Annotated in this window: 7 protein-coding genes and 1 tRNA gene; 7 read left to right on the forward strand and 1 reads right to left on the reverse strand. The window is 72.4% G+C overall.

Features of this window, described 5'->3' with window-relative positions; genetic code table 11:
• Positions 1 to 15: 15 nt before the first annotated feature.
• The 3 genes from VNL12_RS14900 to VNL12_RS14910 all read left to right on the forward strand — a co-directional run bounded on the left by VNL12_RS14900 (position 16) and on the right by VNL12_RS14910 (position 1,725).
• The gene (locus VNL12_RS14900) at positions 16 to 276 is read left to right on the forward strand and encodes a hypothetical protein (RefSeq protein WP_325595729.1); all 261 of its coding nucleotides are present in this window, start codon (positions 16 to 18) and stop codon (positions 274 to 276) included.
• Positions 277 to 336: 60 nt separating this feature from the next.
• A tRNA-Arg gene (locus VNL12_RS14905) sits at positions 337 to 410 on the forward strand.
• A 94-nt stretch (positions 411 to 504) separates the two neighbouring features.
• The gene (locus tag VNL12_RS14910; RefSeq protein WP_325595730.1) at positions 505 to 1,725 is read left to right on the forward strand and encodes a tyrosine-type recombinase/integrase; all 1,221 of its coding nucleotides are present in this window, start codon (positions 505 to 507) and stop codon (positions 1,723 to 1,725) included.
• A 287-nt stretch (positions 1,726 to 2,012) separates the two neighbouring features.
• Here the strand turns inward: VNL12_RS14910 and VNL12_RS14915 are convergent, their stop codons facing one another.
• A complete protein-coding gene (locus tag VNL12_RS14915; RefSeq protein ID WP_325595731.1) occupies positions 2,013 to 3,941 on the reverse strand; it encodes a penicillin-binding transpeptidase domain-containing protein in 1,929 nt (642 codons plus the stop codon).
• 94 nt (positions 3,942 to 4,035) lie between these two features.
• Here VNL12_RS14915 and VNL12_RS14920 point away from each other — a divergent pair, with 94 nt between their 5' ends.
• The 4 genes from VNL12_RS14920 to VNL12_RS14935 form a co-directional block, all read left to right on the forward strand.
• A complete protein-coding gene (locus tag VNL12_RS14920; RefSeq protein WP_325595732.1) occupies positions 4,036 to 4,902 on the forward strand; it encodes a LysR family transcriptional regulator in 867 nt (288 codons plus the stop codon).
• Complete coding sequence (locus VNL12_RS14925) at positions 4,899 to 5,795, forward strand: serine hydrolase (RefSeq protein ID WP_325595733.1); 897 nt, start codon at positions 4,899 to 4,901, stop codon at positions 5,793 to 5,795. The genes VNL12_RS14920 and VNL12_RS14925 overlap by 4 nt, the downstream gene beginning before the upstream one ends.
• 642 nt (positions 5,796 to 6,437) lie before the next feature.
• Complete coding sequence (locus tag VNL12_RS14930) at positions 6,438 to 7,517, forward strand: IS110 family transposase (RefSeq protein WP_325595734.1); 1,080 nt, start codon at positions 6,438 to 6,440, stop codon at positions 7,515 to 7,517.
• Between the two features lie 605 nt (positions 7,518 to 8,122).
• A partial coding sequence (locus VNL12_RS14935; RefSeq protein ID WP_325595735.1) for a Fic family protein occupies positions 8,123 to 9,055 on the forward strand: 933 nt, incomplete at its 3' end.

Below are 9,055 nucleotides of genomic sequence, written 5' to 3' on the forward strand. Positions count from 1 at the left end.
CCTACCCTCGACGTCGTGGATGAAGACGAGGACACCTCGCCGGCGTCGATGACGCGAGCGCAGTGGGCGGCGGTCGTGCTGCTGGTGACCTTCGCGGGGGTCCCCCTGCTCGGCCTGGTGGTGAGAAGCGGTGAGCGGTCCTCGGGGCTCACCGTGCCGATGGTGCTCGGCCTGGTGGGGTTCTTCGGCCTCGTGGCGGTGGGCTTCGTGGCCGCGCGGTCGGCGATCCGCTCCCGCCTCGGCGGCCCCTCGGACTGGGACGACCCCTGGGACTGATGGTCCGCCGATCAGGGTGGAGCGGATCACCGAGGGTCCGGTAGGGTTCGGGATCTTCCTGCGCTCGTAGCTCAATTGGATAGAGCATCTGACTACGGATCAGAAGGTTGGGGGTTCGAGTCCCTCCGAGCGCGCTGAACATCGTCCCTGGTCGGAGTGGTGCGCCGGCCGTGGGGTGTCGGCTGACCGGAACGGGCGTCCCTACATCTGTCCCTACATTCAGGGCTCATGGCTGCCGATTGGGGTTCAGGGACGATGCGAGAACGACGCCCGGGGGTGTGGGAGGTCCGCATCGCCGTGGGCACCGACCCGGCCACCGGGCGCACCCGGCAGCGGTCGGTCACCGTCCACGGCACCGCCGCGGAGGCCGACGCCTGTCGAGAGGCGGCTATAGCAGCACGTGATGCTGACCGGACCCGGCCCTCGCCGCTGCTGACCGTCGGCGAGCTCCTCGACGTGTGGCTGGAGGCCGACCACCCGTGGAAGCCGTCGACCCGGGTCGGCTACGAGTCCAACGTCCGCTACCTGCGCGGCGACACCCGTCTCGCCCGCCGACGAGTGATCGGCCTTACCCCGAACGAGCTGCGGCAGACCTTCGCCCGCTGGCAGGCCGAGGGCGCGACCCACAGCGTGGTCGGCGGGCGGTTCCGGGTGCTTCGCGCTGCGGTCGGCTGGGCCTATGACGAGCGGATCATCGACACCCATCCGATCCGCTCCATGCGCGGCCCCGGCCGTGTTGAACCGCGACGCCCTCTCACCGACGATCAGGTCGCCGGACTTCTCGCCGCCGCCGAGGCCGCGGTGCTGGAGGCCGTCGCCAACGACACCGGCACCACCGCGACCCGACGCCGGCGGCACCATGCCGAGCAGAACCTGCTCCTGGTGCGCCTTGCCGCTGACTCCGGCGCCCGCCGGGGCGAGCTCGCCGCCTTGCACTTCGACGACCTCGACGGGCGCGTCCTGCACATCCGCCGGGCGTTCTCCGCCGACGTGGTCACCACTCCCAAGTCCGGCCGCGAGCGAAGCCTCACCCTCGGCTCGTCCACCGCCCGCCTCTGGCACACCCTCGAAGCGGACTGGCGTACCCGCCAAAGCACCGGTGTCAGGTTCGGGCCGTGGCTGTTCAGCGCGGACGCGGACCACGCCACGCCGATGATGTCCACCTCGCTCGGGCACCGCTTCGCTCACCTCCGCGACACCGCCGGTGTCCCCGGAGCCTCGCTGCACCGCCTCCGCCACTACGTCGCCACCTTCCTCGTCTCCCGTGGCGAGATCCTCCAAGCCCAGGCCCGCCTCGGCCACGGCGACGCGTCCACGACCCTGCGCGAGTACGCCTACGCCCTTCCGCTCACCGACGCCGAGGTCGCCGACCGCCTCGACGAACACCTCGACCGAGCAGCCGCGCGCACCGACGACCTCACCTCACCCGGGTGGATGACGCCACCATGACCTCACCCGATGCTGGTGCGCCAGGCAGCTGACGACGATGACGTCGCGGTGACCCCACGTGGCCAGGTCAAACGTCGACGTCGAGGAGTCAGTGTCCAGGTTCCCGTCACGTCGCCCTCGCTGCCAGTGTGGCGACGGCATCGCCGCCGTCCTGACCCCAGGGCGGTCGATGAGGCGTTCACCGACCGCGAGTCCGTGTCGGTTAGCCGCGCCTGACCTCCTCGTCATCCCAGCCGGCGCCGGGACCCGACCTCCGGGTCGGGTCCGGGTTCGATGCGGTCCCGCTCTCACCCCGGAGGAAGGCCGCGCAGGAACGCCTCGAGGAGCGGTCCGGCCGTGGACGCGCCGCCGGGGCCGTCTTCGACGAACACGCTCACCGCCAGGTCGCCCTGCACGGCGATCATCCAGGCGTGGGTGCGGGGCGGCCGCTCGGCGCCGTACTCGGCGGTGCCGGTCTTGGCGCCCACCTCCTCGCCGGGCACGTCGGCCAGGAAGGAGGCGCTGCCCTCGGTGACCACGGCCCGCATCATGCCGCGGAGGGTGTCGGCCTCCTCGGTCGTGAGCGGCTGGTCCGGCGCACCGGCATCGACGTCCTGGCCGCCGACCAGCGTGGGCGTCACCGGGGCGCCGTGGGCGACGGTCGCGGCGACGGTCGCCATCGCCAGCGGTGAGGCCAGGAGGCGCCCCTGGCCGATCATCGAGGCGGCGTGCTCCACTGGTTCGGCCTCGTCCGGGACCGATCCCGGGAAGGACGGCACGCCGAGCGCCGGCTCCGCTCCCAGGCCCAGGGCGCGTGCGGCGGCCGCCAGGTCGGCTTGGGAGACACGATCGCTCTCGCCGATGAGGGCGGTGTTGCACGAGCTGGCGATGGCTCCTTGCAGGCTGATCGGGCCGGTGCGGCCCGACGGGTAGTCGTCGTAGTTCTTGAACGAGCGACCGCCGACGTCGATCGTCGCCGGGCACACCAGCTCGGTGTCGGGTGCGACCCCGGAGCGCAGGAGGGCGAGCGCTGTCACCACCTTGAACGTCGAACCCGGTGCGTACTGGCCCAGGGTGGCGGTCGAGTAGCCGCCCCCGCCCGGGCCGCTGGCGGCGGCTAGCACCTCGCCCGTCGACGGACGGATGGCCACGAGGGCGCTGGCCGGGCCGACGCCGGCCAGGACGTCCTCGGCGACCGTCTGGGCGCCGATGTCGAGCGTCGTGATCACCGGGGTACCGTCGACGGGATCGCGGGCCACCAGGACCCGCCCGGCGCCGCTCGCCTCACGGGCCACGACCTCGATGCCGGGGCGGCCCCGGAGCTGCTCCTCGTGGGCGAGCTGGAGCCCGGACAGGCCGGTCGTGTCGCCCGGGCGCAGCGTGTCCCCCGACTCCTCGATGAGCTCGGCGGTGGCGGGCCCCACGGTGCCCAGGAGAGGGCGGGCGAACGTGGTGGTGGGGGCGAGCGGACGCTCGTCCGGCAGCGCAACCGCGCCCGGGATGGCGGTGAGGGCGTCCTCGTCCAGCGGGAACGAGCCATCGGTCCGCACGACGATCGCCTCGACGAAGGCGAGGGGACCGGCGGCTTCGACCTGGGTGCGGTAGGCCTCCGGGTCGTCGAGCCCGAGGAGCTGGGCCACGGCCACGGCGGAGGTCGACGCGGTCGCGGGATCGACCGAGCCGCGGTCGATCCCGATCCGCAGCACGGGGCGCGTCGTCACGATGGCTGCGCCGCCGGCGCCCAGGATGTCGCCGCGGGCGGGGGTGACGTGGGTGATGGCCAGGCGCTCGCCCTCGGCCAGGCTCGGTTCGACCACCGACGGGTCCCAGTCCACGGCCCACTCGTCCTCCGCCCATTGCAGGCGGAGGTCGACGCCATAGGTCCACGGCTCGACGCCTGCGCCGAGGTCCCACGTCAGGGTCAGGGTGGCGCGGCTGCGATCCCCCTCGGGGTCGTCCATCGCGGTGACGTCGGCCTCGGGCCGGAGCGGGCCGAGGTCGGTCGTGATGGTCTCGAGCTCCTCCTCCACCCCGTCCGCCGTCGTCGGCGCCACGAAGGCGATGCCGGCGACGTCACCCGAGGCCAGGGCAGACGCGAAGGCCTCCGCGGTGGCGGCGGGGTCCGACGGGTCCGGCTCGGCGCCCTCCCCGCCGTCGTCGGTGCAGGCGGCGGTGACGAGGAGGAGGGCGGCGGCGACGAGCGCGGACCGGGACCGGTGCGGGCGGTGCGGGGGCATCGCCCGAGACCACCAGGGGGCCCGTCCGAAGTCAAATAGCCTATGCTCACCCGGCCATGTCGCTTCACGAATCGTCCCTGGTCAGCGTGTCGAGATGAACCTGCTGCGGGGCGCCCGGTTCTTCCTCACCGTCCACGAGGAGGGCCGCTTCGGCCGCGCCGCCGCCCGCCTGGGCATCACCCAGCCGCCGCTGTCGCAGGGCCTCAAGCGGTTCGAGGAGTCGCTCGGGATGACCCTCCTCCGACGGGGCTCGGGCGGCGTCTCCCTCACCCCCGCCGGGGCGTCGCTGCTCCCGCTCGTCCGCGCCCTCCTCGTCGCGGAGGACGAGCTCCGCTCCGCCGCCGCCGGGCTGGCCGCGGCCCGGTCAGGGGTGCGGGTCGGTGTCGTGCCGGACGTCCCCGTCCGGGTGGCCGCTGGGCTCGCCGGCCCCGACGTGGCCGAACCCGACGCCGAGGTCCACCTCCACACGGCGTCGTCGACCGCCATCGTCGAGGAGGTCGAGCGGCATCGGCTCGACGTCGGCGTCATCGAGCACCCGACGGTCGTCGGCGACCTCGTCGGGGGCGACGTCATCCTGTACCCGACCTGGCTCCTGGTGTCCGGCGATGGCTCGGCCGATGGGCCCCTCCGCCGCCTCGTGACCCGCCCCGTGGCGGTGACCTCCCGCCACGACGCACCCGCCGCTCGCGACCTCCTCGCCGACACGCTGCTCCAGCACGGCGTCAACCACGGCACCCTCACAGTCGCCGACGACCGGGCCGCGCTCGCCCTGGTGGCCGCCGGCCGGGCCTGCGCCCTGACCGCCGACCCCGGGGCCGGCGCACCCGGCGTCGCCCGGGTCGCGCTGGGGGTGGACCCCCTGCCGTTGCGCCTCCGCGTCGTCCACCGACCCGATGACGAGGTGGCCGGCGTCGCCGCCGCCCGGGTCGAGCGCCACCTGCGGTCGGCGGCCCCCCGGTGACACCGTCGACGGCGGCACGGGTCGCGACCGAGGTGCAGGAGCGGTTCGCCTCGGCCGGCGTGCGCGGGTGCCTCCACGCCCGAGGCCTGGCCGAGGGGGGTGAGGAGGTGCGGGTGGATGCCGACCGCCCGGTGGTGATGGCGTCGGTCTACAAGCTGCCCCTGCTGGTGGCGTTCGCCCGGGCCGTCGACGAGCGCCGACTCGATCCGACGGCGACCGTGACGCTGGCACCGGAGGACCGCACGCCGGGGGCGACCGGCATCTCGGCCATGGTCGATCCGGTGACGGCGTCGTGGCGAGACCTGGCCCGCTCGATGATCGCGGTGTCCGACAACGCCGCCGGCGACGCCGTCCTCGACGCCGTCGGCCTGGCGGGCGTCCGCGAGACGGTCGCTGCCCTGGGCCTCACCTCGACGCGGATCGACGGCGGGACGCGCGACGTGTACCGGATCCTCACCGACGACACCGGCGCCGGCGACGTTGCCACGGCGATGGAGCTGTTGCGGGACAACGACCACCTCACCCACTCCCGTGCCTTCGATCCCCTGCTCGCCAGCTCGACGACCGCCCGGGACATGACCGCCCTGTTGGCGGCGGTCTGGGCGGATCGGGCCTCCTCGGCGGAGCAGGGCGCGTTCATGCGGTCGGTGCTGTTCCAGCAGATCTGGCCACACCGCCTGTCGTCCGGGTTCCCCTACGGCGGCGTCCGGGTGGCGGGGAAGACGGGGACGTTGGGCCCGCTCCGGCACGAGGTGGGGGTGGTCCACCACCGCAACGAGGCCCCCATCGCGGTGGCGGTGCTCAGCGAGGCGGCCCGCGCCGACCCCCACCAGCCCCGGGTCGACGCCGCCATCGGCGCCGTCGCAGCCGTGGCCGTCGCCGCCTTGCGCTGAGACGGCAGCGCCTCTCTGTCCTCAGGCGCGAGCAATGGGTCGGTGGGCGCCAGGGCCAAGGTCGTCGCCGCACCGGTCCTCTCCGTGACCGAGGTGCTCTTCGACGCCTTGGGCTACGGGCTGGCCTCGCCCCGGAGTGGTGCGCCGCAGTGCGCCCGAGGACCTGGCCCTCCTGGCTCCCCTGTTCGGCCCGTCGGGGCCGGCGTTCGTGCCCGGGGTGCTCGAGTCGCTCCCTCCGACCGCCGATCCGGTCCTTGCCAACGAGCTCGACCGCGTCGCCGGGGCCGATGCGGATGCCTTAGTGGCCCACCTCGTCGCCACGGCCAGGAGCGGACGGGCGCCGTCGCCTCCATCGGCACCGTCGGCGACAGCTACGACTGCGAGGATCGTGATGTCGAGGTTCGCCCGAGCCTGGGAGGATCTCGATCGCCGTTGTCCCGGGCGGCCTGACCCTTGTTATGACCGACTTCGTGTCCTGGCGTTGACGTGTCGGTCGCCCGGGCCGGCGGTGGAATGGGTCCCGCCAGCCGGGCGGGCAGTGACCTCATAGGAGCCTGATCCACCAGGTCCCATCGCAGTCCTGTCCTTCCCGACCCGGCCGGCGGGCTCGACCATCGACCCCGCTGAAAGGGAACAACAGCCATGGCCAGCCTCGCGCTCGCACGCACCGATGTCATCGTCGGTGTCGACACCCACAAGCAGACCCACGTCGCCGTCGCTCTCGACGGCCTCGGCGGCCGCCTCGACGAGATCACGATCCCCGCCACCAACGACGGCTACGCCGCGCTGGTCGCCTGGGCGCAAGCCCTGGGCACCGTGCAGGTCTACGCGGTCGAGGGCTGCGGGTCCTACGGGATCGGCCTGGCCCGGTTCCTGCGCCGCCACGGCCACCCCCCGGTCGAGGTGTCACGGCCACCCCGGGCCGGGGCCCGGCGGATGTCGGGCAAGAGCGACGCTATCGACGCCGAACACGCCGCCCGCACCGCCCTATCGGGAGAAGGGACCGTCACCCCGAAGCTCGCCGACGGTCAGATCGAGGCGATTCGCCTGGTCAAGATCGCACGAGACGCCGCAGTGAAGGCCCGGTCGACGGTGATGGTCACCCTCAAGGCTGTGCTGGTCACCGCGTCCGACGGACTCCGCTCTGGGATCGAGCCGCTCACTGATCACAAGCTCGTCTTGGCCTGCGCCGCCCTCGACGGCACCGGGACCATCGCCGACCCGGAGGTCGCGATGGCCCACACGCTCGGCTCCCTGGCCCGTCGATGGCTGGACCTCCACGAGGAGATCAAGGTCCACACCAGCCATCTCAAGGCCCTCACCACCCAGGCCGCGCCGGCCATGCTCGACGCCTTCGGCGTCGGGGTCGACGTCGCCGCCCAGATGCTCATCACCGCCGGCGACAACACGAACCGGGTGCGCAACGAGGCCGCCTTCGCCAAGCTCTGCGGCGTCTGCCCGATCCCCACCGGGTCCGGTCGCACCGACGGCACCTACCGGCTCAACAGGGGCGGGAACCGCCAGGCCAACGCCGCGCTCTACCGGACCGTGATCGTCCGCATGCGCTGGCACCCGCCCACCATCGCCTACGTCGAACGACGCACCGCCGAGGGCAAGTCCAAGAAGTTCATCATCCGCTGCCTCAAGCGCTACCTCCTCCGAGAGCTCTACGGGCTCCTCCCAGCCACCAGCTCACCCGCCGCCACCCTCAAGGCCGCGTAGATCGGACTTGACGATCTATTAGGAGCATCAACGCACTGGCCGAGTCGACCATCGGCCTCTACAAGACCGAGCTCGTCCATCGAGAAGGACCCTGGCGCAACGTCGCCGACCTCGAGCTCGCCACCCTCGGCTGGGTTCACTACATCACCCTCGACGGCGGAACGCCGGAGGGCTCATGTGGACCGACGCTGGGTCGGCCGCAGCACCCCCGAGGCGCTCTTCGCGAGCTCGGCTCGGCAGTCGGTGACGAACGCCGACGCCGCCGACGTCACCAGCATCGCCAGTTCGACTGGTGGAGGGGGCACCGGGGAGGTCCGTGAGAGATCAGCGCGTCCTGGATGGCGGATCCCCAAGGGGACGGGGCGCGACCCATCGCGTCCGCGGCGGGTCGCGAAGAAGCCTCTGGTGGCCTCGTTCCCGAGCTGAAGTCTGCTTGCACTCCCCGACCGCCAACTAAAGCAATGGACGGATCGCTATAGTTACAGTGGACCGTCGGAAGGCGACGTTCAACAAGGAGCACGATGCGACCCGAGGCGTTCACCTCGACCGAGCGAGGTCGGGTCCGCAGGACACCGGAGGGGTTCTGGGCGTTCGTCCCTGCCGAGATGCCGCGACAGTTCTCCCTGTCCGACGAGGTGGTGAAGCTGCTCGACGAGGCGACCGGCGCGGTGCACCGCCTCGGCGGCGTCGGTCGCCTCATCCCCAACCCGCACCTGCTCATCGGACCGCACCTCCGCTTGGAGGCGGTGCTCAGCTCACGGATCGAGGGCACGAAGACCGACGTCGGCCAGCTGTTGCTGTTCGAGGCCGGGCAGGTCCCGTCGCGTGAGGCCGCCGACGATGCCGAGGAGGTCAACAACTACGTCGTGGCGATGGAACACGGCCTCGCCCGCGTCCGCGGTGGCTTCCCCATCTCGATCCGCCTCTTCCGCGAGATGCACGAGCGCCTGCTCCAAGGGGTCCGCGGCCAGCATCGGCGACCGGGCGAGCTGCGCACGAGCCCGGTCTGGATCGGCGGCGCCACGCTCGATGACGCCGTGTTCGTGCCCCCGCCGCCGGATGACATGCAACGCGCCCTCGGTGATCTCGAGAAGTTCCTGCACGAGCGGGACCTCCCCCTGCTGGTGCAGCTCGCCGTCGCGCACTACCAGTTCGAGGCGATCCACCCGTTCCTCGACGGCAACGGCCGGATCGGGCGCCTCATGATCCCGCTGATGTTGGTGTTGCGGGATGCGCTCCCCCAGCCGCTGCTGTACCTGTCCGCCTACTTCGAGCAGCACCGCGGCGAGTACTACGACCACCTCCTCGTCACCAGCCAGCAAGGCGACCTCATGCCCTGGATCGCCTTCTTCCTCCGCGGCGTCCAAAGGCAGGCACGAGACTCCGAGGAGCGGACCGTCCGTCTCGTCGAGCTGCAACACCAGCTCCGCAACGCCCTGCTCGACGAGGGCCGACCCAACTCGGTGGTCCGCCTCGCCGAACAGCTCTTCTCGATCCCCGTGGTCACCGCCGGGCGGGTCGAGGCGATGATCGGCGTC

It is taken from the genome of Iamia sp. (assembly GCF_035575815.1).
Classification (GTDB): Bacteria; Actinomycetota; Acidimicrobiia; order Acidimicrobiales; family Iamiaceae; genus Iamia.

Bases quoted from the DNA above. Each gene is read 5' to 3' on its own strand.
- VNL12_RS14910 (WP_325595730.1), top strand. From the start codon at position 505: ATGGCTGCCGATTGGGGTTCAGGGACGATGCGAGAACGACGCCCGGGG.
- VNL12_RS14915 (WP_325595731.1), bottom strand. From the start codon at position 3,941: ATGCCCCCGCACCGCCCGCACCGGTCCCGGTCCGCGCTCGTCGCCGCC.
- VNL12_RS14920 (WP_325595732.1), top strand. From the start codon at position 4,036: ATGAACCTGCTGCGGGGCGCCCGGTTCTTCCTCACCGTCCACGAGGAG.
- VNL12_RS14930 (WP_325595734.1), top strand. From the start codon at position 6,438: ATGGCCAGCCTCGCGCTCGCACGCACCGATGTCATCGTCGGTGTCGAC.